At 66.7% G+C, this 24750-nt stretch carries 21 protein-coding genes; 8 read left to right on the top strand and 13 right to left on the bottom strand.

Annotated elements, in window-relative coordinates:
• Positions 1 to 76: 76 nt before the first annotated feature.
• Positions 77 to 463, top strand: coding sequence for a YbaN family protein (locus tag IED13_RS19105; protein WP_318652288.1), 387 nt, complete (start codon positions 77 to 79; stop codon positions 461 to 463).
• A 17-nt stretch (positions 464 to 480) separates the two neighbouring features.
• On the opposite strand, the gene glmS is transcribed toward IED13_RS19105, so the two are convergent.
• Both glmS and glmU read right to left on the bottom strand, forming a co-directional pair.
• On the bottom strand, positions 481 to 2307 hold the full coding sequence (glmS, locus tag IED13_RS19100; protein ID WP_191125118.1) for a glutamine--fructose-6-phosphate transaminase (isomerizing): 1827 nt from the start codon (positions 2305 to 2307) through the stop codon (positions 481 to 483).
• 120 nt (positions 2308 to 2427) lie between these two features.
• A complete protein-coding gene (gene glmU / locus IED13_RS19095) occupies positions 2428 to 3795 on the bottom strand; it encodes a bifunctional UDP-N-acetylglucosamine diphosphorylase/glucosamine-1-phosphate N-acetyltransferase GlmU (RefSeq protein ID WP_191125168.1) in 1368 nt (455 codons plus the stop codon).
• A 310-nt stretch (positions 3796 to 4105) separates the two neighbouring features.
• Here glmU and IED13_RS19090 point away from each other — a divergent pair, with 310 nt between their 5' ends.
• Positions 4106 to 5653, top strand: a complete 1548-nt coding sequence (locus IED13_RS19090) for an OpgD/OpgG family glucan biosynthesis protein (RefSeq protein ID WP_248312669.1) — start codon at positions 4106 to 4108, stop codon at positions 5651 to 5653.
• On the top strand, positions 5641 to 7827 hold the full coding sequence (gene mdoH, locus IED13_RS19085; RefSeq protein ID WP_081925618.1) for a glucans biosynthesis glucosyltransferase MdoH: 2187 nt from the start codon (positions 5641 to 5643) through the stop codon (positions 7825 to 7827). Before IED13_RS19090 ends, mdoH begins: the two co-directional genes overlap by 13 nt.
• A gap of 115 nt (positions 7828 to 7942) precedes the next feature.
• Here the strand turns inward: mdoH and IED13_RS19080 are convergent, their stop codons facing one another.
• The 4 genes from IED13_RS19080 to IED13_RS19065 form a co-directional block, all read right to left on the bottom strand.
• Positions 7943 to 8824, bottom strand: a complete 882-nt coding sequence (locus IED13_RS19080) for a VOC family protein (protein ID WP_113252337.1) — start codon at positions 8822 to 8824, stop codon at positions 7943 to 7945.
• 74 nt (positions 8825 to 8898) lie between these two features.
• Positions 8899 to 10068 (bottom strand): glutathionylspermidine synthase family protein, encoded by a 1170-nt coding sequence (locus IED13_RS19075; RefSeq protein WP_191125116.1) that lies wholly within the window; start codon positions 10066 to 10068, stop codon positions 8899 to 8901.
• Between the two features lies 1 nt (position 10069).
• Positions 10070 to 10699 (bottom strand): DUF1190 domain-containing protein, encoded by a 630-nt coding sequence (locus IED13_RS19070; RefSeq protein ID WP_142020919.1) that lies wholly within the window; start codon positions 10697 to 10699, stop codon positions 10070 to 10072.
• Positions 10700 to 10708: 9 nt separating this feature from the next.
• Positions 10709 to 11110 carry a DUF350 domain-containing protein gene (locus IED13_RS19065; RefSeq protein ID WP_133564245.1) on the bottom strand — a complete coding sequence of 134 codons (402 nt, stop codon included), beginning with the start codon at positions 11108 to 11110 and terminating at the stop codon, positions 10709 to 10711.
• Positions 11111 to 11231: 121 nt separating this feature from the next.
• Here IED13_RS19065 and IED13_RS19060 point away from each other — a divergent pair, with 121 nt between their 5' ends.
• Positions 11232 to 11618 carry a GFA family protein gene (locus IED13_RS19060; protein WP_191125115.1) on the top strand — a complete coding sequence of 129 codons (387 nt, stop codon included), beginning with the start codon at positions 11232 to 11234 and terminating at the stop codon, positions 11616 to 11618.
• Here the strand turns inward: IED13_RS19060 and IED13_RS19055 are convergent.
• The 3 genes from IED13_RS19055 to tpiA form a co-directional block, all read right to left on the bottom strand.
• A complete protein-coding gene (locus IED13_RS19055) occupies positions 11615 to 13243 on the bottom strand; it encodes a CTP synthase (protein ID WP_112762204.1) in 1629 nt (542 codons plus the stop codon). The genes IED13_RS19060 and IED13_RS19055 overlap by 4 nt on opposite strands.
• A gap of 152 nt (positions 13244 to 13395) precedes the next feature.
• A complete protein-coding gene (secG, locus tag IED13_RS19050; RefSeq protein WP_038367399.1) occupies positions 13396 to 13821 on the bottom strand; it encodes a preprotein translocase subunit SecG in 426 nt (141 codons plus the stop codon).
• 688 nt (positions 13822 to 14509) lie between these two features.
• On the bottom strand, positions 14510 to 15271 hold the full coding sequence (tpiA, locus tag IED13_RS19040; RefSeq protein ID WP_191125113.1) for a triose-phosphate isomerase: 762 nt from the start codon (positions 15269 to 15271) through the stop codon (positions 14510 to 14512).
• A gap of 192 nt (positions 15272 to 15463) precedes the next feature.
• Here tpiA and IED13_RS19035 point away from each other — a divergent pair, with 192 nt between their 5' ends.
• Positions 15464 to 17377, top strand: a complete 1914-nt coding sequence (locus IED13_RS19035; RefSeq protein WP_248312668.1) for a peptidylprolyl isomerase — start codon at positions 15464 to 15466, stop codon at positions 17375 to 17377.
• A 2-nt stretch (positions 17378 to 17379) separates the two neighbouring features.
• Positions 17380 to 18894: an anthranilate synthase component I gene (gene trpE / locus IED13_RS19030; RefSeq protein WP_191125112.1), complete on the top strand. Its 1515-nt coding sequence runs from the start codon at positions 17380 to 17382 to the stop codon at positions 18892 to 18894.
• 69 nt (positions 18895 to 18963) lie between these two features.
• Here the strand turns inward: trpE and IED13_RS19025 are convergent, their stop codons facing one another.
• Positions 18964 to 19539 carry a TIGR00645 family protein gene (locus IED13_RS19025; RefSeq protein WP_191125111.1) on the bottom strand — a complete coding sequence of 192 codons (576 nt, stop codon included), beginning with the start codon at positions 19537 to 19539 and terminating at the stop codon, positions 18964 to 18966.
• A gap of 248 nt (positions 19540 to 19787) precedes the next feature.
• On the opposite strand from IED13_RS19025, the gene IED13_RS19020 reads away from it, so the two are divergent.
• Both IED13_RS19020 and xth read left to right on the top strand, forming a co-directional pair.
• Positions 19788 to 20252 (top strand): BA14K family protein, encoded by a 465-nt coding sequence (locus IED13_RS19020; protein ID WP_038367408.1) that lies wholly within the window; start codon positions 19788 to 19790, stop codon positions 20250 to 20252.
• 135 nt (positions 20253 to 20387) lie between these two features.
• Positions 20388 to 21167: an exodeoxyribonuclease III gene (gene xth / locus IED13_RS19015; RefSeq protein ID WP_038367409.1), complete on the top strand. Its 780-nt coding sequence runs from the start codon at positions 20388 to 20390 to the stop codon at positions 21165 to 21167.
• 6 nt (positions 21168 to 21173) lie between these two features.
• Here xth and IED13_RS19010 read toward each other — a convergent pair whose 3' ends face one another.
• The 3 genes from IED13_RS19010 to IED13_RS19000 all read right to left on the bottom strand — a co-directional run bounded on the left by IED13_RS19010 (position 21174) and on the right by IED13_RS19000 (position 24723).
• Positions 21174 to 22106, bottom strand: coding sequence for a tetratricopeptide repeat protein (locus IED13_RS19010; RefSeq protein WP_248312667.1), 933 nt, complete (start codon positions 22104 to 22106; stop codon positions 21174 to 21176).
• A gap of 16 nt (positions 22107 to 22122) precedes the next feature.
• Positions 22123 to 23853, bottom strand: coding sequence for a dihydroxy-acid dehydratase (gene ilvD / locus IED13_RS19005; protein ID WP_191125110.1), 1731 nt, complete (start codon positions 23851 to 23853; stop codon positions 22123 to 22125).
• Positions 23854 to 24141: 288 nt separating this feature from the next.
• A complete protein-coding gene (locus IED13_RS19000) occupies positions 24142 to 24723 on the bottom strand; it encodes a YqaA family protein (RefSeq protein WP_191125109.1) in 582 nt (193 codons plus the stop codon).
• Positions 24724 to 24750: the final 27 nt, after the last annotated feature.

Genomic DNA, 24750 nt, shown 5'->3' with positions numbered 1-24750 from the left:
CGCGATATGACATGATAGGCGAGACGGCGGCATCCGCCAGTACCTGCCCTTCCGGCTGCAAGCAAGGATCGAGCCCGTGCCGAACGACAATCAGCCGCCACGCCGCCTGACGCGGCCCGTGCTGATCGTCGCAGGCTGGCTCTTCACGGTGCTCGGCGCGATCGGGCTGGTCTTGCCGGTCATGCCCGGAACCGTCTTCCTGATCCTGGCGGCCTGGTGCTTCTCGCGCTCATCGCCGCGCTTCGAGGCCTGGCTCACCGGGCATCCGAAGCTCGGGCCGCATGTGCTGCGCTGGCGCGAGACGGGAGCCATCGCGCGGCGGGCGAAACTCCTCGCCTGCGGCTCGATGGCGGCGAGCTTCCTGCTGCTGACGCTGACCTCGGCGCCGCCGATCGCGCTGGCGACGACGGCGCTCTGCCTGATCGCCTCTGGCGCCTATGTGGCGAGCCGGCCGGAGCGCTGAGCGCCCCGGCCGCACCCTCACTCCACCGTGACGGATTTCGCCAGGTTGCGCGGCTGGTCGACGTCCTTGCCCATGAAAACCGCCGTCTGATAGGCGATCATCTGGATCGGGAGGGCGTAGACGATCGGCGCGAAGGTGGGGTCCATATCCGGCATCACGATCGTCGCCTCGGGCTCGATGCCGCATTCGGCGGCGCCCTTGGCATCGGTGATCAGGATGATGCGCCCGCCGCGCGCCGCGACCTCCTGCATGTTGGAGGCTGTCTTCTCGAAGAGCGCATCGTGAGGCGCGACGACGATGACCGGCATATCCTCGTCGATCAGCGCGATCGGCCCGTGCTTGAGCTCGCCCGCCGCGTAACCTTCGGCGTGGATGTAGCTGATTTCCTTCAGCTTCAGCGCGCCTTCGAGCGCCAGCGGGAAGCTGGTGCCGCGGCCGAGATAGAGCACGTCCTTGGCTTTGGAGAGCTCGCGGGCGAGCTTTTCGATCTCGGGCTCCAGCTCCAGCGCCTTGGCGATCAGGCCGGGCAGCGCGATCAGGTGCTGCACATGGACGGCTTCCTCATCGGCCGAGAGCGTGCCGCGGGCCCGCGCTGCAGCGAGCGCGAGCGAGGCGAAAACCGCAAGCTGGCAGACGAATGCCTTGGTCGAGGCGACGCCGATCTCGGGGCCGGCGAGCGTTTGCGCGACCGCGTCGCTTTCGCGCGCGATGGTCGAGGTCGGAACGTTGACGACCGAGAGGATGGCCTGCCCGTTCTGGCGGGCGTAGCGCAGCCCGGCCAGCGTATCTGCGGTTTCGCCGGACTGCGAGATGAACAGCGCCAGGCCCTGCTCCGGCAGCGGCGCCTCGCGATAACGGAATTCCGAGGCGACATCGATCTCGACCGGCAGGCGTGCCAGCTTCTCGAACCAGTATTTCGCAATGAGGCCAGCATAATAGGAGGTGCCGCAGGCGCTGATCGTCAGTCGCGAGAGGCCCTTCCAGTCGATCTTGTCGCCGAAGGGCAGACGCACCTTGCCGGCAACCATGTCGAGATACTGCGTCAGCGTGTGGCCGACGACCTCCGGCTGCTCGTAGATCTCCTTGGCCATGAAATGGCGGTGATTGCCCTTCTCGACCAGGAAGGCGCCGGCGGCGACACGCTGGGCGCGGCGTTCCACCTGCGTGTTGCTCTTGTCGTAGAAGGTCGCGCCACGGCGATGCAGCACGACCCAGTCGCCCTCTTCCAGATAGGCGATGAGGTTGGTGAAGGGCGCGAGCGCCAGCGCATCCGAACCGAGATACATCTCGCCATCGCCGATGCCGACCGCCAGCGGCGAGCCCTTGCGGGCGCCGATCAGCAGGTCTTCCTCGCCCTGGAACAGGAAGGCGAGCGCGAAAGCGCCATGCAGAAGCGGGAGGCTCGCAGCCACCGCATCAGACGGAGACTTGCCGCGATCAAGCTCGCGGGTGACGAGATGCGCAACGATCTCGCTGTCGGTCTCGGTCTCGAAGACATAGCCATCGGCCTGGAGCTCGGCGCGCAATTCGCGGAAATTCTCGATGATGCCGTTATGGACCACCGCGAGCTTCGACGTCGCGTGTGGGTGGGCGTTGACCTCGTTGGGCTTGCCGTGGGTCGCCCAGCGGGTGTGGCCGATGCCGACCAAGCCTTCGAGCGGCTCGTTCGACAGGCGAATCTCGAGATTCTTGAGCTTGCCCTCGGCGCGTCGGCGGGTGAGCTGGCCGCCCTCGAGCGTCGCGACGCCCGCTGAATCGTAGCCGCGATACTCCAGCCGCCTGAGCGCTTCGACGACCTGCGTCGCCACTGCTTCCTTGCCCAGAATCCCGACGATGCCACACATGGGCGATCCCCTTCAGCCATTGCTATAGGCAAAGCGCATAGCCGCGAAACGCGCGCGGACCCAATCACTATGCGTGACGAACTGTGAACGGCGACTTGCCGCTTTGACGCGATTCGCGACCTATTCCGCCGCTTTCTTGGCCGCTTTGCGGGCGAGCGAGGCTTCCCGGAACCTCTTGGCCCAGCCAGCCTTCTCCACTTGCTGGCCGCGGCCGATGGCGAGCGCATCCGGAGCCACATCATTGGTAATGACCGAGCCGGAGCCGACATAGGCGCCGTCGCCGATCGTGACGGGCGCGACGAGCGCGGAATTGGAGCCGATGAAGGCGCCGGCGCCGATCGTCGTCCGGGACTTGAGGAAGCCGTCATAGTTGCAGGTGATGGTGCCGGCGCCGATATTCGCTGCCGCGCCGACCGAAGCGTCGCCGATATAGGTCAGATGGTTGACCTTGGCCCCGACGCCGATCTCGGCGGCCTTGATCTCCACGAAATTGCCGGCCTTGGCCTTTTCCGCGAGCTTCGTGCCAGGGCGCAGGCGGGCGAAGGGGCCGACCATGGCGGCGGGCCCGATCTCGGCGCCCTCGAAATGCGAGAAGGCATGGATCACGGCGCCGTCAGCGATGCTGACTCCGGGGCCGAAGAAGCAGTTGGGCTCGATCAGGACATCGCGGCCGACTTGCGTGTCGAAGCTGAAGAAGACGGTTTCGGGCGCGATCAGCGTCGCCCCCTCCGCCATCACGGCAAGGCGCTTGCGCCGCTGGAATTCGGCTTCGGCGACAGCGAGTTGAGCGCGATCGTTGACGCCGTGGACCTCGCTCTCCGGCGCGCGCAGCACGGTGGCGGAAAGCCCGTGCGAACGGGCGACCGCGACGGCATCGGTCAGGTAGAACTCGCCTTGGGCGTTGTCGTCGCCGATCGCTTCGAGAATCTCCAGCGCGCGAGCGCCTGACAATGCCATCAGCCCGGCGTTGCAGAGCGTGATCGCGCGCTGCTGCTCCGTCGCGTCCTTGTGCTCGACGATGGCCTCGAGCTCACCATTCCGCTCAATGAGCCGGCCATAGCCGGTCGGGTCTTGCGCCTCGAAGCCGAGCACGACGACGGCCGCGCCCGCGGCCAGGCCGGCGCGCAGCGCGGCGAAGGTCTCGGGCAGCACCAGGGGCGTATCGCCGAAAGCGACGATGACGTCGTCATAGCCGCGGCGCAGGCTCTCGCGTGCCGCCAGAACGGCATGGGCGGTGCCGCGCCGCTCCTGCTGGATCGCGAGCTCGGTCGTGGGGAACCAATGCTGGGCTTCGCGCCCGACCTCCGACCGGTCCGGCCCGATCACGACCACGGCAGCCTCGGCGCCGGCTTCGGCGACCGCCGAGAGGGCGTGCCCGAGCAGCGACCGTCCGCCGACCTCGTGCAGCACTTTCGGGCGCTGCGATTTCATGCGCGTTCCCTCGCCGGCTGCCAGAACAATGGCGAGACAGGACCGGGTGGGCTGCATTTCGGTCATGTTTCTCGTTTCCTGTCTGTGCGAGCCGCGATATCCGCGGTCGTTTCATCGCATGATGGCATTGCAGGCCGCGTGGATAGCCGATCCAGGCAGCATTTGCCAAAGTCATCGCACGATAAAAAGGGGCCATTCTCATGACCAACGGCACATAGCCCGCCGACCGACCGGCAACCGCATCCGTCAAAAGCATGGCCGGCGAGATTTTTCCGCTCGCCACCGCTTTTCACCGGCCTTGGAAATGCTCTAGAAGCGCGGAGGACGAGGGCGTCGTCCGCGTAGTTTGGACCACATGGCGAAGTCATTGAATCGCAGGCAATTTCTGGAAGCCGCCGCTGGCGGCGTAGCGCTGGCGTCGCTGGCTGCTTCCGCGTCCGCCCAAACTCAGACAGGCGCCGCAGCCTTCAACATTCCCAGCCTCGCCGACGGGCAGCGCTTCGACCCTTCGCTGGTCGTCGATGCCGCGCGCATGCTGGCGCAAAAACCGCTAATACCGCTCACGGCGACGGATCTGCCCGAGGGCTACGCCACGCTGCCCTTCGACCAGTATTCCGGCATCCGGATGCAGCCCGCTGCCGCGATCTGGGCCGGCGAGAATCGCGGCTTCACCGTCGAGCCCCTGCATCGCGGCTACGTCTTCGCGAACCCGGTCAGCCTTTTCACCGTCGAGGACGACATGGTGCGCCGGGTCGCCTTCGACCGGAGCAAGTTCGACTATGGGCGGGTCGCCCCACCCCCGGACAATGCCGATCTACAGTTTTCCGGCATGCGAATCTCGGCGGGGCTGGAACGCCCCTTTGAGGTCGCGAGCTTCCAGGGCGCAACCTTCTTCCGCGCCCTCGCCCGCGGGCAGAATTTCGGCGCGATGGCGCGCGCCCTGATCCTGCGGCCCGGCGAGCAGCGCGGCGAGGAAATCCCCTTCTTCCGCGCCTTCTGGATCGAACGACCGAACCCCGCCACCGCCGCGCTGGTCATTCACGGCCTGCTCGATTCGGAGAGCGTCAGCGGCGCGGTGCGGATGACCCTTCGGCCCGGCGACGTCACCTTCATGGATGTCGAGATGACGCTGTTCGCGCGTCAGGCGCTCGACCATGTCGGCTTCGGCTGCGCGACCGGCATTTTCCTCTCCGGCCCGCAGAGCCGGCGAACCTTCGACGACATCCGCCCGGCGATCTACGAGGTTTCGGGCGTACAGATGCAGTCGGGCTCGGGCGAGTGGATCTACCGGCCGCTCAACAACCCGGCCAATCTCCAGGTTTCCTCCTTCGTCGACCAGAATCCCAAGGGCTTCGGGCTGATGCAGCGCGAGCGCGACGCGGCCGCCTTCCAGGACGACGATCAGCGCTTCGAGCTGAGGCCCAGCGTCTGGATGGAGCCGCTCGGCGAATGGGGCGCGGGCTCGATCCAGCTCATCGAGATTCCCAGCGATTCCGAGGCGAACAGAAACATCATCATGTACTGGCGGCCGAAGCAGCCATTGGCCGCCGGCAGCGAAGTCTCGATGAGCTATCGGCAGGCCTGGTGCTGGCAACCGCCGGATCGCCCGGACCTCGCCGTCGTAACCCGGATGAGACAGGGCAAAGGCTCGCAAGGCCGCCGCCGCCGCTTCCTGCTCGAGTTCACCGGGGGCAAGCTGGGGGATGCCGCAACCGTAGCCGCGATCCGCGCCGCGGTCTCGACCGCTCCGGGCTCGATCCAGAACATCCGCCTCTGGCCTTATCCCGAACGCAAGCAGATGCGCGTGGGCTTCGAGGTCGACCCCGGCAACGACAATCTCTGCGAGCTGCGGCTCGTCCTGCAAGCAGGCGGTCAGGCCGTCTCTGAAACCTGGTTGGACCGATGGACGTGGTAACCGCGCCCCGCCCCAGCGCCGCGGGCACCGACATGCGCGCACTCGTCTCGCGCGAGCCGGCGACGCCGCCGGAGAGCCGCCTCGTCATGCCCGTGCAGTCCTTCCGGAGCTGGAAGGCGTCGGACCGCCGCGAGCCGGCCGCTCCGCGCGACTGGAAGACGCCGTGGCTGAAGCGCCTCTTCGTCTTCGGCGGCGGGCTGGCGCTCACGGCCTATGGCGCCTGGGAAATGTACCATGTCGTGTCGGTCAGCCGCACGACCTCGCTGCAGTACGTCCTGCTCCTGCTGTTCACGATCAATTTCTCGTGGATCGCGCTGGCCTTCACCAGCGCGCTCCTCGGGTTCTTCGGCGTGCTGTTCGGCGTCGGACGGGCCGAGCGGGCCGAAAGCCTGAAGCATCGCACCGTCGTGGTGATGCCGATCTACAACGAGTCCTCGGCACGGACCTTCGCCGCGGTCGCCGCGATCCGCGAATCCGTCGAGGCGACCGGGCTCGGCGAGCATTTCGATTATTTCATCGTCTCCGACACGACCAATCCCGACATCTGGGTCTCCGAGGAACGCGCCTTCCTGGCTTTGCGCGAGCGGCTCGGTCCGAATTCGCGGGTCTATTACCGCCACCGGCCTAAGAACCATCACCGCAAGGCCGGCAACATCGCCGATTTCGTGACGCGCTGGGGCGGGCATTACGAGCAGATGATCGTGCTCGATGCCGACAGCCTGATGACCGGCAGCTGCATCGTGCGCCTCGCCGCCGCGATGGAAAACGATCCCGACGCCGGTATCATCCAGTCGCTGCCGCTGATCATCAACCGCAACACCTTCTTCGCGCGGCTTCAGCAGTTCGCGGCGCGCGTCTACGGCCCGGTCATCGCCACCGGGCTCGCCATGTGGTCGGGCCGCGACGGCAATTACTGGGGCCACAACGCCATCATCAGGACGCGCGCCTTCGCCGAGCATTGCGGCCTGCCGGACCTGAAGGGCAAGCCGCCCTTCGGCGGCCATGTGCTCAGCCACGATTTCGTCGAGGCGGCGCTGATCCGTCGCGCCGGCTGGTCGGTCTACATGCTGCCGGACCTGACTGGCTCCTATGAAGAAAGTCCGCCCTCGCTGATCGACATCTCCGTGCGCGACCGGCGCTGGTGCCAGGGCAATCTCCAGCATTCGCGCATCATCGGCGCGAAGGGCTTCGTCCTGCCGACGAGGCAGCATTTCGCCACCGGCATCATGGGCTATCTCGCCTCGCCCTTCTGGCTGATGCAGCTCGTCGTCGGTATCCTGATCGTGCTGCAGGTCAACTACGCGCGGCCCGAGTACTTCACGCAGGAATTCACGCTCTTCCCGGTCTGGCCGCGGTTCGACCCCGAGCGCGCCTTGCGGCTGTTCGCGCTGACCATGGCGATCCTGCTGGCGCCGAAGCTGTTCGGCCTCCTGCTGACGCTGTTCAACAACAAGCTGCGCCGGGCCGGCGGCGGCGCCATCCGGCTGATCCTGTCCTCGCTGATCGAGGTGCTGTTCTCGGCCTTCTTCGCGCCGATCATGATGCTGATCCAGTCGGGTTCGGTCTTCCAGATCCTGCTCGGGCGCGACACCGGCTGGAATCCGCAGCGTCGCGACGACGGCTCGATCCCGCTCAACGACATCATCCGCCGGCATCGCACTCACACGGTTCTCGGCGTGGTGACGGGCCTCTCGGCCTTCATGATCGCGACTGCGCTCTTTGCCTGGATGTCGCCGACGATCGTCGGTCTCGTCCTGGCGATCCCGCTGTCATGGGCCTCGGGCCAGCTCGGCATCGGGCTCTGGCTGAAGCGCCGCGGGCTCCTGCTGACGCCGGAGGAAGGCGACCCGCCATCGGTCGCCCTTCGCGCCAATGAATTGCAGACAGAGTTCGCCCAGGCCGGCTTCGACGATGCCGACGGTCTGAAAGCGATCCATGCCGATCCCGAGCTTCGGCATGCGCATGAGCTGATGCTGCCCGACAGCCATCCGCGCCGGCGCGGCGAGATCGACCCCGAGCGCGCGGTGGCGCAGGCCAAGCTCGTCGATGCGGAGACGGTCGATGACGCCGTGATCTGGCTGAAGCCCAAGGAGCGCATGGTCGTGCTGCATGACCGCGCGCTGATCGGGCTGCTCGCATCACTGCCGGCGGAGCGCGCCGAGAACGCGGCCTGAGAGGTCGGTCCGGCACACCCTTCGGCCCTCATCCTGAGGAGCCGCGTCAGCGGCGTCTCGCAGGATGAGGGCTGAGGGATTTCAGCCGGAAAGTCGTGGCTCTCCGTTGAGCCGTTCAGACCGGCTCGAAGGCGACCATGCAGCCCATGGCGTCTTCCGCCTGCACGAAGAGCCGCTCCTCGTTCTGGATGAACGGAACCTCCGCAGCCGTCAGCCGCTCCGCCACCGCATCCAGATCCGGCACCGCGACGCAGAAGCCGAGAAAGCGCGCCGGCGTCGTATCGGGCTCGACCTGATAGGCGCCCTGCGCGGTTTCGGGATCGAGCACGTCGAGGCGCCCGCGCGGCAGCGCCAGCACGTAATCCTCGTTGCCTTCGAGCACCTCGGCCCCGCCGCTGAAAGCGGTGAGGAAGGCGCGGTGCGCCGCCGGGTCCTCGGCCAGCATCACCGCGGACGACAATGCCGTGGCGCCGTTCGGATGTTGCTGGAAGGCCGGGTTCCAGAAATTCTGCGGCTCGAGCTGCCGGCAGACGAAGAATCCGCATTCCGGCGCCTTCGGATCGGCGGCGAAGGCGAGTTCGAAAGCGACCCTGACCGTCGAACCGTCCGGCCGCTTGCCTTGCCGCTCGAAGAAGAAGGGTTCGTAATCACCGATTCCGCCAGCCTTGAAGGCGGCGGCGTCGGCCTTGGCGTCCGTGCTTTCCAGCACCAGCATCGAGAGCCCCTCGCCCTGCCCCGCCAGAGCGTCGCGGACGAAGGCGCCGAACGAGAAGGTCCGCTCGCCGGCTGGAGGGATCGCGCCCGCATCGGCGATCGTCACCAGTTCGAGGAAGGAGCCGGGAAACTGGACGATCCGATTCTCGGTGCCCCAGGGGTGGCGATTGCGCGCACCGACCCTGAAACCGAGCTTTTCGTAGAAGGCTCCCGCCGCGTCGAGATCGCGGACACCGATGACGAGATGGTCGAGGCCGCGAGGCGTGGAGGCTGATGCAGGCATGGCAGACTCTTTCGGCAGGCTTATCGGGCCGGAAGGCTAGCAACTCTTCACGGCGCGGTCATGTCGCGTCGCGGTCACGGCTCGATATAGTGCGGCAGGAAGCGCGAGGTGTTCTTCGTGATCGGCGAGGCATCCTCGCGGACGCAAAGTCCGCAGGCCTGCGAGGCGACGAGCCAGGAGCCGAGCACCGCGTAATTGCCACCGGCAGAGAAGAGATTGGTCGCGGCATCCTGCAGGACATAGCCCTCCGCGCCATAGGGGCCGTCGTCGCTGTCGAGGACGCGGTCGCGCTCCATCAGCGTGACATTGGCGCCCTCGCGCGAATAGAGCGGCTTGCGGACGCGGCGGGCCGACAGCGTCGCGCAGCGCGGGTCGCCCTCGAAGAAGGCCGGCAGCAGGTTGGGATGGCCCGGTTCCATCTCCCAGAGGCAGGCGAGCAGGCCCTTGTTGGAGAGCAGCGCCTTCCAGGGCGGCTCGATGAACTGGCAGCGCGAGCCGGCCAGCGCCTCGCCATAGCGCTCGCGGAACAGCCATTCCCAGGGATAGAGCTTGAACAGGGTCTCGATCGGCTGGTTGGCGCCGTCGCAGAAGCGCCCGTCCGTGAGCAGGCCGATCTCCTCGATATAAGTGAAACGCGCATCGAGGCCGGCCTGGACGGCGCAATCCGTCAGATAGTCGACCGTGCCCTTGTCCTCGGCACTGCCCTCGACGCAGGTGAGATGCAGGCGATAGGGCGACGGCGTGCGCAGGCCGGCGAAGGCCGCGATCAGCCGCTCGTGCAGGGAGTTGAACTGGTCGCTGCCGGGGGGAAGCGCGCCACGCGCCATCGCCTGCTCGAGCCAGTCCCACTGGACGACGCTCGATTCGAACAGGGCGGTTGGCGTATCGGCGTTGTATTCCAGCAGCTTGGCCGGCCCATGCCCGTCATAGGCGAGGTCGAGCCGGCCATAGAGATTGCGCTCGCCGCTCTGCCAGCTCCGCCGGATATAGTCCCAATGCGCGGCTGGGATGGCGAGGCTGGTCAGGATCTCCTCGCTGGCGAGTGCCTTCTCGATGAAGGCGAAGCAGAGCTCCTCGATCGCCTCGGTCGGCGCCTCGATGTCGCGCTCGATCTCCTCCAGCGTGAAGGCGAAGGCGGCGCTCTCGTCCCAATAGGTCTCGCCGTCGATGGTGTGGAAGGCGAAGCCCAGCCGCTCGACCTGCGCGGCCCAGTCGGGACGGGGTGGAAGCGTGACGCGACGCATCTCAGGACGAGGAATGCGAGGAGAAGGAACGGGCGATGGAGCCGAAGCCGCCCCGCGACGAGACGCTGGTCGTCGTGCTCACGCCGCGGGTGCTCGTCGGCGACACCGCGACGCTGCCGCCGGTCGTCGTCGAATAGGCGCGCGAGCGGCTGCTGCTCGAGGAGCTGCTGCTGCCATAGGAGCCGCCGCCGCCGGATGACGAGGAAGAGGAGCCGGCGGCACGCGCCTGCTGGCATTCCGGCTGGGCGGAGCCCGGCGGGCAAGCGGCGGTTGTCGGCGGCAGCAGGGGCTGCGCCTGCGAACCGGCCAGGCCCCGCGCCAGCATGAAGCCCGCGAGCGCCGGGACAAAATACTGGGCGCCGCCGATGCTGGCGCTGGAACAGCCATTGGCGCCGTACTGCGCCTCGCATTCGTTCTGGTTGTTGAACTTCGGCGCATCCTTGAGGCGTGCGGCGGTCGCTTCGGAGAAGGCGGTCTCGCATTGTTGCGCGCTGAGCTGCCCGCCGGCGCGGCAATCGCTCAGGCTGTTATAGACGAGGCTTTCCTGGGTTTCCTCGCTGGAGCGTGGCCAGAACGAGGCGACGAGCACGACCCCGACCGCGGCCAGCCCGATCTGTGTCGAGCGCTTCATGGCATGCCCTCAGATCGTCATGCTGGCTGCGGCCAGCGTACCCGAAATCACCGCGATCACCGCCAGCATCGCGGCCGATGGCAGGCGGTCTTCCGCGATCTTCCGCGAGAGCTCCGGGATGACGATCCGCGCGAGACCATAGGCCGCGAACTGGACCAGCATCGCCGCGACGGCCCAGAGCACGCAGTCCGGGATGCTGCTGGCCTGCGAGATCGCCTTTTCGAGCGGCACGGTGAAGCCGATGAGGTTGCCGCCCAGCGCGATCGCGGCCGAGAGATTGCCGCCGCGGATCAGGGCGATCTCGTCATGGGCCGTCATGCGCAGATAGATCACGGCGAAGGCCGCGATCAGCGCCGCGCCGACGACGAAATAGAGAAGGAACGCGGGCAAGCCCGCCATCGAGATCGTCATGCCCCCGCCCCCCAGTCCATCCGATGCCTCGCAGCCTCATCATAGGTGAGGCATTGTCGGGCACCAGCGAAGCTAGCCGAAAAAGCTGCGTCAGCCGTCATCTAAAACGAGGATGCGCCGCATGAAGATCCGGGAAGCCTGTTGCAGCTGCGGCCAGTTGCGAGTCACCTGCCGGGGCGAGCCGGCCATCGTCGCCCTGTGCCATTGTCGTGAATGCCAGAGGCGAACGGGCAGCGCCTATGGCGTGGCGGCTTTCTTCGCGCGGGAGGCCGTCGCCGTGTCCGGGGATCATGCCGACTATGACCGCCCTGCCGATAGCGGCTTTCGCGTCCTGCATCATTTCTGCCCGGCCTGCGGCAGCACGGTCTTCTGGGAGCCGGCTCGCAGGCCGGAGATGATCGCCGTGGCGGTCGGCGCCTTCGCCGATCCGGCATTTCCCGCCCCGCGAAAGGTGGTCTTCGAGGAGCAACGCCATCCCTGGGCGGCGGTTGCCCTCGACAGCGATTAGACCAGGCGGCTCTGCACCACGGCCGCTTCGACGAAGCTCGCGAAGAGCGGATGCGGCTCGAAGGGGCGCGACTTCAGCTCGGGGTGGTACTGCACGCCGATGAACCAGGGATGGTCCGGATATTCCACCGTCTCGGGCAAGAGCCCGTCCGGCGAGACACCGCTGAAGCGCATGCCCTGCTCTTCCAGCCGCTTGCGGTAGTTCATGTTGACTTCGTAGCGATGGCGGTGGCGTTCCGAGATCTCGGTCGAGCCGTAGATCTTCGCGATCTTGGTGTCCGGCGAGAGGACGGAGGCGTAGGCGCCAAGCCGCATGGTGCCACCGAGATCGCCGCCGGCCGCGCGCTGCTCCAGCTCGTTGCCGCGCAGCCATTCCGTCATCAGGCCGACGACGGGCTCCTTGGTCTCGCCGAACTCGGTCGAGCTTGCCGCCTCGATCCCGGCGAGCGAGCGCGCCGCCTCGATCACGGCCATCTGCATGCCGAAGCAGATGCCGAAATAGGGCACCTTGCGCTGCCTGGCGAAGGTCGCGGCCTTGATCTTGCCCTCGGCGCCGCGATGGCCGAAGCCTCCGGGCACCAGGATGCCGTGGACATGCTCCAGGAACGGCGCCGGGTCCTCCTTCTCGAAGACCTCGGACTCGATCCAGTCGAGATTGACCTTGACGTTGTTGGCGATGCCGCCATGGGTCAGCGCCTCGATGAGGGACTTATAGGCGTCCTTCATGCCGGTGTATTTGCCGACGACGGCGATGGTGACCTCGCCCTCGGGGTTCTTTACCCGGTCGGAGATATGCTTCCAGTTCGTGACGTCCGGCTCGCTCGAGGCGTCGAGGCCGAAGGCGGCGAGCACCTCGTTGTCGAGCCCTTCTGCATGGTAGGAGAGCGGCACGTCGTAGATCGAGGCGACGTCGCGGGCCTCGATCACGGCGGTCTCGCGGACATTGCAGAACAGCGCGAGCTTGCGGCGCTCCTCGCGCGGGATCTCGCGGTCCGTGCGGCAGAGCAGGATGTCGGGCTGGATGCCGATGGAGCGCAATTCGGCGACCGAATGCTGGGTCGGCTTGGTCTTCAACTCACCGGCGGTCGGGATATAGGGCAGCAGCGTCAGGTGGATGAAGATGCACTGCCCGCGCGGCAGTTGCTGGTTCACCTGGCGGATCGCCTCGAGGAAGGGCAGGCTCTCGATGTCGCCGACCGTGCCGCCGATCTCGACCAGCGTGAAGTCGTAGCCCTCATTGCCGGAAAGGATGAACTCCTTGATGGCATTGGTGACGTGCGGGACGACCTGGATCGTGGCGCCGAGATATTCGCCGCGACGCTCCTTGGTCAGGATGTCCATGTAGATGCGGCCGGTGGTGATGTTGTCGCCCTTGTTGCAGGGCCGGCCGGTGAAGCGCTCGTAATGGCCGAGGTCGAGGTCGGTCTCGGCGCCGTCATCGGTGACGAAGACCTCGCCGTGCTGATACGGGCTCATCGTGCCCGGATCGACATTGAGATAGGGGTCGAGCTTGCGCAGGCGGACCTTGTAGCCACGTGCCTGCAGAAGGGCTGCGAGAGCCGCCGCCGCCAGGCCTTTGCCAAGCGAGGACACCACGCCGCCGGTGATGAAAACATACCGCGTCATGGGAGTTCACCTCTATCGCCACGGGTTCGATTCGCTAAGCGCATGCAGTGCAGTCCCGCCTTGCTCTGCGCGCTTGTCCACAAAAGAGAGGGCCGGTCGCCCGGCCCGTCTCCACACAAAAGAGAAGGGCCGGTTTCCCGGCCCTGCCCTGGTTACTGCTGCGGTGCCGCTGGCGGCGCCGGGGTCGGCGGCTGCGCGCCGCCTTGCGTCTGGTTCTGGAGCTGACGGAGCTGATCGAGCACGCCGCCGGCATTGGGCGCGCTCGGGGCGTTCGGCGCGGCGGGCTGGCCCGGAGTGACCGGAGCCGTCGTCGCCGGGGCGCCGTCGATGATCGAACGCTGCACGCGGCCCTGAGTGGCCATGATCGCGAGCACGATCGAGGTCAGGAAGAACAGGCCGGCGAGAATCGCCGTCGCCCGGGTCAGCGCGTTCGCCTGGCCGCGCCCGGTCATGAAGCCGCCGACGCCACCGCCGCCGGAACCCATGCCGAGCCCGCCGCCTTCGGAGCGCTGCAGCAGCACGACGCCGACGAGCGCGACGACGATGATCAGATGAATGACGATGAGAACGTTCTGCATGATCTCACGAAATGGGGATGGCGCGGGCCGCCGCAAGGGCTACCCGCTCCTCCTCGAAAGGTCGAGGCGAATTCGGCGGCGCAGATAGCACGGGGCTTCCGCCGGCACCACCCGCAAAATCAAAATTCATGAACGGAGCGCCCGAGACTGATGCGAAAGAACCCGCCTGCATCCTGTGATGCAGCCTCCTTTGCGCGGCAAAAATTTACGCACCGTCAGTATGCTGAAGCCGGATTTCATCAGCCTGGTATGACGATGCCCAGCGTCCAGCACATAATTCTGTTCTTATTTTTCGCGGTGATTGCGTCTGCATTGTTATTTCCGCCAGATGGAACGGTCATCGACGCGCAGAGAGTGGTTTTATCTCTAGTTTTCGCGTCCGCCATATCTGGATCGCTATTGCTGCACAGATTTCTATTTCCGTTTAGATTTCTTCTCCTCCCGGATTGGAAGACGACCTACATCATCGCCGCTGGATTGTTCGCTCTCGTATTTGTTGGCCTTCTGACCATGCCTTTGTCGCCTCAGAATTGAGAGTTTTCTGTCCGGGCCTGCCCACGTCATTGCGAGCGGAGCGAAGCAATCCAGAAGACTGGGTCAAACGCTTCAACACGATCCCCCTGGATTGCTTCGTCGCTTCTCTTCTCGCGCTGACGCCGGAGAAGGCCCGCATCGCCTCCTCTCGGGTTCAGGCGCAGGCGCGCGCGATCGCCAGGAATTCCTCGGCCTTCAGGCTGGCGCCGCCGACGAGCGCGCCGTCGACATTGGCGACATTCATCAGCTCGGCCGCGTTCGAGGGCTTCACCGAGCCGCCATAGAGCAGCCGGACGCCGGCTGCGGCGTTCTTGCCGACGATCCGCGCCAGGTCGCTGCGAATCGCGGCGTGCATCTCGGCGACATCGGCTGCCGTCGGGGTCAGGCCCGTGCCAATCGCCCAGACCGGCTCATAGGCGATGACCAGGCTTGCGGCGTCGAGGCCTTCCGGCACCGAGCCCTTGAGCTGCCGGCGCACCACGGCCAGCGCCTTGCCGGCCTCGCGCTCGCCCTGCGTCTCGCCGACGCAGATGATCGGCACGAGCAATGCCTTGCGCGCGGCCTCGGCCTTGGCGCGGATGGTGGCGTTGTCCTCGCCATGGAGCGTGCGCCGCTCGGAATGGCCGACGATGCAGAAGCTCGCCCCCGCATCGGCCAGCATCGCGGCCGAGACCTCGCCGGTGAAGGCGCCGGCGGGCTGAACGCTGCAATCCTGCCCGCCTGTCGCGATGCGCGAGCCGATCAGCGCGGCAGTGGCGGTGAACAGCAGTGTCGAGGGTGGGCAGATCGCGAGGTCGACGGCGGCCTTGAGCGAGGCGTCATAGCCGCGGGCGACCTCCGTCGCGATGGCGAGATCGGCCTTCAGCCCGTTCATCTTCCAGTTGCCGGCTACCAGCGGCCTGATGCTGCGCGTCACGTCGTTCCTCCGGAAATTGTGCTGTCCGGGCTCTATCAATGCCCGGCTGGCGCCGCAATCTCATGTGAACCGGAAACACGAAGCCGCCGCGGCGATTGCGGCTTTCGCCGCCGGTTCCTATAAGCAGCGCCGACAAAAACGCGCGCGGGCCCGTCTCCGCGCCACGAACGGGTTCAGGGAAAGACAGCTTCCATGATGATGCAGGGCATCCGCAAGGCGAGTCAGGGTTTGCTCGGCAAGCTCGTCATCAGCGTCCTGTTCGGCGTCCTGATCCTCGCCTTCGCGATCTGGGGCGTGGGCGACATCTTCCGTGGCTATGGCCGCAACGAGGTCGCGCGGGTCGGCAAGACCGAGATCAGCATCGAGCAGATGCGCACCGCCTATCAGAACGACCTCCAGAACCTGATCCGCCAGCAGCGCCGGCAGATCTCGCCGGAGACGGCGCGCGCGCTCGGCCTCGACCGGCAGGTGCTCTCGCGGCTCGTCAGCGAGGCGACGCTCGACCAGACGGCCAAGAACCTGCACCTGGCCGTCTCCGACGACACGATCCGCAACCTGATCTTCGACGACCCGGTCTTCCGCGACGCGTCCGGCCAGTTCTCGGCGGCGCGCTTCAACGAATTGCTGCGTTCGAACGGCTATAGCGAGCAGAGCTATGTCGCGCTCCAGCGCGCTACCATCCTGCGCCAGCAGATCGCCGAGATGATCAGCGGCGGCTTCACCGTCCCGGTCGCCCTGCAGGAGATCGGCAACCGTCTGCGCAACGAGAAGCGCGCCGTCGCCTTCGCCCGCATGCCGGCGAGCGCTGCCGGCGAGATCGCCGCTCCGACCGAGGACCAGCTCAAGGCCTTCTACAACGAGCGCAAGATTGCTTTCCGCGCCCCGGAATACCGGACCGCCTCCGTGCTCGCGATCACGTCCGATGCCGTCGCCGACCCGGCCAAGGTCACCGATGACGAGGCGAAGGCACGCTACGAGGCGCTGAAAGCGCAGCGCTTCACCACGGCGGAGACGCGCACCGTCGAGCAGATCCCCTTCCCGAATGCCGAGGAGGCACAGGCCGCCAAAGCCAAGATCGACGGTGGCGAGACCTTCGACGAGATCGCGACCGAGCGGAACGTCGCCTTCAAGGACCTCACGCTCGGCACCTTCACCCGCGAGCAGATCTTCGACCCCGCCGTGCGCGAGGCCGCCTTCGCGCTGGAGGAAGGCGCCGTCAGCGCCCCCGTGCAGAGCGCCTTCGGGACCGTGCTGCTGCGCGTCACCAAGGTCGATAGCCAGCATGTGCGCCCCTATGAGGAGGTCGCCGAAGAGGTGAAGAAGGAGATCGCGGCGGGCCGTGCCTCGAGCCGGATCACCGAGCTGCATGACAAGATCGAGGATGAGCGCGCCTCGGCGAAGCCGCTGGCGGAGATCGCCAAGCAGTTCAACCTCGAGCTGCGTGTCGTCGGCCCGATGAGCCAGGGCATGACCAAGCCCGACGGCGCCCAGGAAGCCGCCCTGCCCGGCGGCGATGCGACGCTGCGCGCGATCTTCGCTTCCGATATCGGCGTCGACAACGAGGCGATCCGCCTGCCCCAGAACGCCGGCTATGTCTGGTTCGACATCGCCAAGATCGACCCGTCCCGCGACCGTTCCTTTGACGAGGTCAAGGGCGAGGTCGCGACGCAGTGGCGCGCCGACGAGACCGCGAACAAGCTCTCGGCCAAGGCGCGCGAGCTCGTCCAGAGGCTCGACAAGGGCGAGGCCTTCGCGACGGTCGCGGCGTCGAGCGGATTGACGATGGAGACGGCCGCCGGCATCGGGCGACAGGAACAGCGCACCGATCTGCCGGCCAACGTCGTCACCCAGGTGTTCGGCACGGTCGCCGGCAAGGCCAATTCGGCGGCCGGCGCCGATGGCGGCCGCATCCTGTTCAAGGTCGATTCGGCGACGGTGCCGCCTTACATCCGCACGACGCAGGAGGCGGACAACTTCGTCCGCCTGCTCTCCGCCAATCTGAGCGAGGGGCTCCTGCTGCAATATGTCGCCGAGCGCCAGGCCAAGCTCGGCGTGAGCATCAATGACGCGGCGTTCCGCAACGCCACTGGCGGGGTGCAGAATTGACGATGCAGCACCTCGACGAATTCGAGCGCTTCGCGCAGATCTACGAAACGGGCGCACCGCAGCTCCTGCGGCAAGTCCTGGTCGGCGATTGCGAGACGCCGGTCGCCGCCTTCCTGAAGCTGCGGCACGCCACCTCCGGGCCGGCCTTCCTGCTGGAATCGGTGGAGGGCGGCGCCGTTCGCGGTCGGTACTCGATGATCGGGCTGGAGCCGGACCTGATCTGGCGCTGCCATCAGGGGCAGGCCGCGATGTGCCGGCCTGCGCTCGGCGACGCCTTCCTCGACGATCCGCGCCCGGCCTTCGAGAGCCTGCGTTCGCTGCTGGTCGAAAGCGCGATCCCCGAGGCGGAAGGGCTGCCGCCGATGGCGGCCGGCGTCTTCGGCTATCTCGGCTACGACATGGTGCGGTTGATGGAGCGCCTGCCCGAGCCGAAGGAGACCGGCACCGGCGTTCCCGACGCGATCCTGAGCCGGCCGACGCTGATGGTCGTGTTCGACGCCGTGCGCGACGAGATCCACATCGTCACGCCGGTGCGTCACCAGCCCGGCATCGCGGCGCGGCACGCCTATGAGAGCGCCCAGGAGCGGCTCGACGGCGTCGTCCGTGTCCTTGAAGGCGCCCTGCCCGCCGAGGCTGACATCGACATCGCCAATCTGCCCGAGCCGGTCACGACCTCGAACACCAGCGAGGCCGAGTATCTCGACATGGTGGCGAAGGCGAAGGAGTACATCCGCGCCGGCGACATCTTCCAGGTCGTGCTGTCGCAGCGCTTCGAGGCCCCCTTCGCGCTGCCGCCTTTCGCGCTCTACCGGGCGCTGCGCCGCGTCAACCCGGCGCCGTTCCTCTGCTACCTCGATTTCGGCGGCTTCCAGATCGTCTGCTCGAGCCCCGAGATTCTGGTCCGGCGGCGCGACGACACGGTCACGATCCGCCCCATCGCCGGCACGCGCCGGCGCGGCGCGACGCCTGCCGAGGACGACGCCCTCGCCGCGGAGCTGCTCGCCGATCCGAAGGAGCGCGCCGAGCACCTGATGCTGCTCGATCTCGGCCGCAACGATGTCGGGCGCGTCGCGGAGATCGGAACGGTCAAGGTCACCGATTCCTTCTTCATCGAGCGCTACAGCCAGGTGATGCACATCGTCTCGAACGTCGAGGGCAAGATCGACCCGAAGCACGATTCGCTGGCTGCCCTGATCGCCGGCTTCCCGGCGGGCACCGTCTCGGGCGCGCCGAAGGTGCGGGCGATGGAGATCATCGACGAGCTGGAGCGCGATGCACGCGGCGCCTATGCCGGCTGCATCGGCTATTTCGGCGCGAATGGCGAAATGGACACCTGCATCGTGCTGCGGACCGCCGTGGTGAAGGACGGCAGGATGCATGTCCAGGCCGGCGCCGGCATCGTCTACGATTCGAACCCGGCCTCCGAGCAGGAGGAGTGCATCAACAAGGCCAAGGCCCTGTTCCGGGCGGCCGAGGAAGCGATCCGCTTCGCCGCGCGCAGCGGGCGCGGGCAGTAAGACTGCCGCATGCGAACCGCCCGGCTGGAAGCAGCCGGGCGGTTTTCTTTTGCGGTCTTGCGTGCCGCTTCAGTGCCCCTTGCTGGGATGGGCCGTCATCCGGTCGACCCAGGCGATGCCGATGGCGGACAGGATGAAGACGACGTGGATCAGCGTCTGCAGCAGGACGCCGGATTCGGTGTAGTTCGTCGTCCGGCCGAGCCCGCCGATATTGCCGGCCTCGATGAAGGTCCTGAGCAGGTGGATCGACGAGATGCCGATGATCGCCATGGCGAGCTTGATCTTGAGGATACTGGCGTTGACGTGGCTCAGCCATTCCGGCTGGTCCGGGTGGCCTTCCAGCCGCAGCCGTGAGACGAAGGTCTCGTAGCCGCCGACGATCACCATGATCAGCAGGTTCGAGATCATCACCACGTCGATCAGTCCCAGCACGACCAGCATGATCTGCTGCTCGCTGAAGTCGAAGGCGTGGGTGACGAGGTGCCAGAGCTCCTTGAGGAACAGGAAGACGTAGACGCACTGGGCCACGATGAGGCCGATATAGAGCGGCAGCTGCAGCCAGCGGGAGCTGAAGATCAGCGCCGGCAGGGGCTTCATCGCGCCAGGCGGGGCGGAACGGGAGGGCGAGCTGCCGGTCTGGGCCATGGTAGGGTCCTGATCCTTCGAATGCATGAGGAGGTTTCTGTGAGGCGAAGCGCTAGATGGCGAGGAAAACCCGTCGACGCAAGACGCCGGATGAGGCTCCGAGCCTCAACAGCCACAATGTTGTGACGGCGCATTTACGCCGGGATTGCGGACTAGTCTTTCCGCCGGCTCGATAAATCGCTACAATCACGCCCAATCGGGGGGACATGCGAAGTTCCACTCGCACGGGACAGTAAAGGAGTTTCGCCATGATCAGGACGTTTGCCGTCGCCGCCGCCCTCGCCGGCTGCGCCGCTCTCGCTGCTCCCGCCACCGCGGCGCCGCTGGCGCCGGCCTCTGCCGCGGTCGCCTCGGCCAAGGCGGATGCCGGCCTGCTCCAGACCGTGCAATGGCGCCGCTATGGCTATTACGGCCCCCGCTATTACGGTGGCTACCGCCGCGGACCGGCCATCGGCGCCGGCATCGCCGCCGGTGTCATTGGCGGTGCTCTGGCGGCCGGTGCGCTGGCTGCCCCGCCCCCGCCGGTCTATTACGAGCCGGCCCCGGTCTATGTCGCGCCGCCGGTGGTCTATGCTCCGCCCGTTCCGCGTGCCTATGGCTACAGCGTCGAGGACACCGACGCGGTCGCCTACTGCTCGCGCCGCTTCCGGTCCTACAATCCCGAGACCGGAACCTATATCGCCTCGGGCGGTGTCGTCCGCGCCTGCCCCTGACAGGGCCCGACAACCCGACCGGGAATCAATGGCTCCCCGCAGCGATGCGGGGAGTTTTTGTTTGCGGTGGAAAGCGGCTTGCCATCGCGATTGCGATTCCGCTTATCTGCGGCCTGCCTGATACCGGAGCATCTCGTGCGCATCGCCACCTGGAACGTGAACTCGGTCCGCCAGCGGCTCGGCCATCTGCTCGATTTCCTGAAGGAGGCCGAGCCGGACGCGCTCTGCCTGCAGGAGATCAAATGCCTCGATGCCGATTTCCCGCGGGCCGAGATCGAGGCGGCCGGCTGGCAGGTCGAGACGCATGGCCAGAAGACCTTCAATGGCGTCGCGATCCTCAGCCGCAGCAAGCTCGAAGATGTGCGCCGCGGCCTGCCCGGCGACGAGGGCGACGAGCAGGCGCGCTATCTCGAAGGCGTGCTGCCGCTGGGCAACGGCGTGGTGCGGCTGGCCTCGATCTACCTGCCCAACGGCAACCCGCCGAACACCGAGAAATATCCCTACAAGCTCGGCTGGATGAAGCGGCTCACGGCGCATGCCGAAATGCTGCTGGAGCACGAGGAGCCGCTGGTGCTGGCCGGCGATTACAACGTCATCCCCGAGCCCCGTGACGCACGCGACCCCGCGGCCTGGGTCAGCGATGCGCTGTTCCTGCCCCCGACACGCGCCGCCTTCCGGGAGCTTCTCAATCTGGGCCTGACCGAAGCCTTGCGCAGCACCACCGAAGCCGGCGGACTTTACACCTTCTGGGATTATCAGGCCGGCGCCTGGCAGCGGAACAACGGCATCCGCATCGACCATCTGCTGCTGTCGCCGCAGGCGGCCGACAGGCTCGCCGGGGTGAAGATCGCCAAGCATGTCCGCGGCTGGGAGAAGCCGTCGGACCATGTGCCGGTGATGATCGAGTTGAATTAAGAGGCTCTAAGGCCGGCCGGCGCCGCGGCTCGGGCTGGCGCCGGTTGCGACCTGCTGGCGCTCCACCAGGGCAAGGGCGGCCGTACGGTCTGCCGGCGACGCCGACGCGAAGGCGGCATCGTTGCGCTCGAGGATCCAGGCCTCGCGCGCCGGATCGGCGCTCTCGCGGGCCAGCGCGAGCCACATCAGGCCGAGCACAGGCTGGCGCGGCACGCCCTCGCCGCCACGCAGCAGCATCTCGCCGAAGGCGGCGCGGGCCGGCGCATGGCCCTTCTCGGCAGCGAGCTTCATCCAGCGCGCCGCCTGACGCGGATCGCGGGCGGTACCCTGCCCCTTCATATAGAGCCGCGCCAGATTGTACTGGCCGTCCGGGTCGCCGAAATAGGAAGCCGCGTAGTTGAACATGTCGAAGGCGCGGTCGGGATTGGGCTTCACATAGCTGCCCTTGATTCCGTCGATGAAATAGCTGCCGAGCGCCACGAAGGCGCTGCCGACCATGCGGCCGTCCGCCGTGCCGGGAATGGCGTCGGCATTTTCATCCGCGATCTTCGAGAAATATTCGAAGGCCTTGAGATCGTTGGTCGGGACGCCTTCGCCGCCGGCATACATCCGGCCGAGCTTGTACTGCGCGGTGAGATGCCCCTGCGAGGCGGCGTATTCGAGTGCGCGGACGGCACCGACCTGATCCCCGGCGGAGGAGTCGCGCATCCAGGCGCGCAGCGCGTCCCGCGCGCTGTTGAAGGGGACGAGCGGCAGGGCTGAATGCGCCATCGGCGTGTTCGGAGCCGGCGCGATCGTGGCCGTGTCGGGCGAGGTCGGGCGCGAGGAATCGGGTTCCGGGAGAGCGATTCCGGGAATCGGCCTCGGCGGCAGCATGGGCTGCCCATTGGCATAGTCCTGTGCCCGGGCGACCTGGGGGCCGCCAAGCATCAGCAACATGCAAGCTATGGTGACGTCAGATATCCGCATAGCAATGGGTTTCGGCCGCCCCTCCTGGGTGGGTGACGGCGCCGCCTTTGGCGGAGCCGACCGTCTGCGCGTATTTCCACAGCGCGCCGGAATTGTAGTCGGTCTTCCGCGGTTTCCAGTCCTTACGACGCTCCTCAAGTTCGGCATCAGAAAGGCGGACTGCGAGCTTTCCTGTGATGGCGTCGAGTTCGATGATGTCGCCGTCGCGGATCAGGCCGATCGGGCCGCCGACGGCGGCTTCAGGCCCGACATGGCCGACGCAGAAACCGCGAGTCGCGCCCGAGAAACGGCCGTCGGTGATGAGGGCTACCTTGTCGCCCATGCCCTGGCCGTAGAGGGCCGCGGTGGTCGACAGCATCTCGCGCATGCCGGGGCCGCCCTTGGGGCCCTCGTAGCGGATGACGAGGACGTCGCCGACATTATAGGTCCGGTTCCTGACCGCCTCGAAGGCATCCTCCTCGCGGTCGAAGCAGCGCGCCGGGCCGGTGAAGACGAGCTGGTCCTCCGGCATGCCGGCGATCTTCACGATGGCGCCCTCGGGCGCGAGATTGCCCCGCAGGCCGACGACGCCGCCGGTCACCGTGATCGGCTTGTCGGCGCGGTAGACGACGTCCTGCTGGTCGTTCCACTTCACCGAGGCCATGTTCTCGGCGATGGTGCGGCCGGTCACGGTCAAGCAGTCGCCGTGAAGATAGCCGGCATCGAGCAGGCTCTTCATCACCAGCGGAATGCCGCCGACCTCGAACATGTCCTTGGCGACGTATTTTCCGCCCGGCTTCAAATCGGCGATATAGGGCGTCTTCTTGAATATCTCGGCGACCTCGAACAGGTCAAAATCGATGCCGCATTCATGCGCGATCGCCGGCAGGTGCAGCGCGCCATTGGTCGAGCCGCCAGTCGCGGCGACGACCATTGCGGCGTTCTCCAGCGCCTTGCGGGTGACGATGTCGCGCGGGCGGATGTTCCGCGCGATCAGCTCCATCACCATCTCGCCGGCGGTGTAGCAGAAGGTGTCGCGGACATCGTAGGGGGCCGGAGCGCCGCAGCTATAGGGCAGCGCCAGGCCGATCGCCTCGGCGACCGTCGCCATGGTGTTGGCGGTGAACTGGGCGCCGCAGGAGCCGGCCGAGGGGCATGCCGCCTCCTCGAGCTCCTGCAGGTCCTCGTCGGACATCGCACCGACCGAATGCTTGCCGACGGCCTCGAACACGTCCTGGACGGTCACGGGGCGGCCCTTGAAGGTGCCCGGCAGGATCGAGCCGCCATAGATGAAGATCGAAGGCACGTTGAGGCGCACCATCGCCATCATCATGCCGGGCAGCGACTTGTCGCAGCCGGCGAGGCCGACCAGCGCATCATAGCAATGGCCGCGCATGGTGAGCTCGACCGAATCGGCGATGACCTCGCGCGAGGCCAGCGACGACTTCATGCCCTGGTGGCCCATGGCTATGCCGTCGGTGACGGTGATGGTGCAGAACTCGCGCGGCGTGCCGGCGGCGGAGGCGACGCCCTTCTTCACGGCCTGGGCCTGGCGCATCAGCGAAATGTTGCAGGGGGCGGCTTCGTTCCAGCAGGAGGCGACGCCGACGAAGGGCTGCGCGATCTGCTTCGCGGTCATGCCCATCGCGTAATAATAGGAGCGGTGCGGGGCCTTGGCCGGGCCGACGCTCACATGGCGGCTCGGCAGCCTCGACTTGTCATACACACGCCCGTCCATCGCCACTCGCCCTGTCCTCCCAGACCAGCCCGGCCGGAAAATGCCACGCCGATCAGGCCGATCGCAACGCCGGCCTCGAAACCCCGATTTCGGCCGGGATATTGCGATCCACGGCCCCACGAAGTTTCAATTTGTCTATATCTCAAAGACTTAACGTGCCCTTGTGCTGGGCGCTCTTTGTGGCGGCTTCGCGGCGAGCCCGGGCATGGACATGGCGCCGGGAGCGTTCCCGCCACAGTGTTGCAGCGATGACACGAAAAGGCCGATGCGGCGGTGGAGCGACGCGCTTCAGAGCACCATCGGCAGGACGAAGAAGCCGCCGACCACAACCACCAGTAGGGTCAGTGCCGCCAGCGGCAGGTGCTTCTCGATGAAGATGCGGATGTCGTCGCCATAGAAGCGCAGGGCCACCGCGATCATCAGGAAGAAGGTGACGCGGGAGACGACCATGCCGACCGTGAACTTCCACAGGTCGAAATGCAGGAAGCCCGACATGATCGTGACGATCTTGAAGGGGATCGGCGTCAGGCCCTTGGTGACGAGCACCCAGAACCAGTAATCCTGCGAGGTGGCGATGAGATGCGCGGCCTTGTCCTGCAGCCCGTAGATCCCGATCAGCCAGGCCCCGACCGATTCATAGAGCAGCGCGCCGATGGCGTAGCCGAGATAGCCGCCGAGCACGGCGCCGAGCGAGCAGATTCCGGCGTAGAACCAGGCACGATCCGGCCTGGCGATGCACATCGGCAGGAGCAATGGCAGGGGCGGCAGCGGGCTGACCGAACTCTCGACGAAGGTCAGCGCGAAGAGCAGCCAGGGAGCGGCCGGGTGCGAGGCGTAGGAAACACACCAGTCATAAGCCCGCTTCAGCATGGGTCCTGATCAGCCGATCCGAATTGC

The organism is Allobosea spartocytisi (assembly GCF_014764685.1).
GTDB classification, from domain to species: domain Bacteria; phylum Pseudomonadota; class Alphaproteobacteria; order Rhizobiales; family Beijerinckiaceae; genus Allobosea; species Allobosea spartocytisi.
This window is presented reverse-complemented; position numbering and strand designations above follow the sequence as displayed.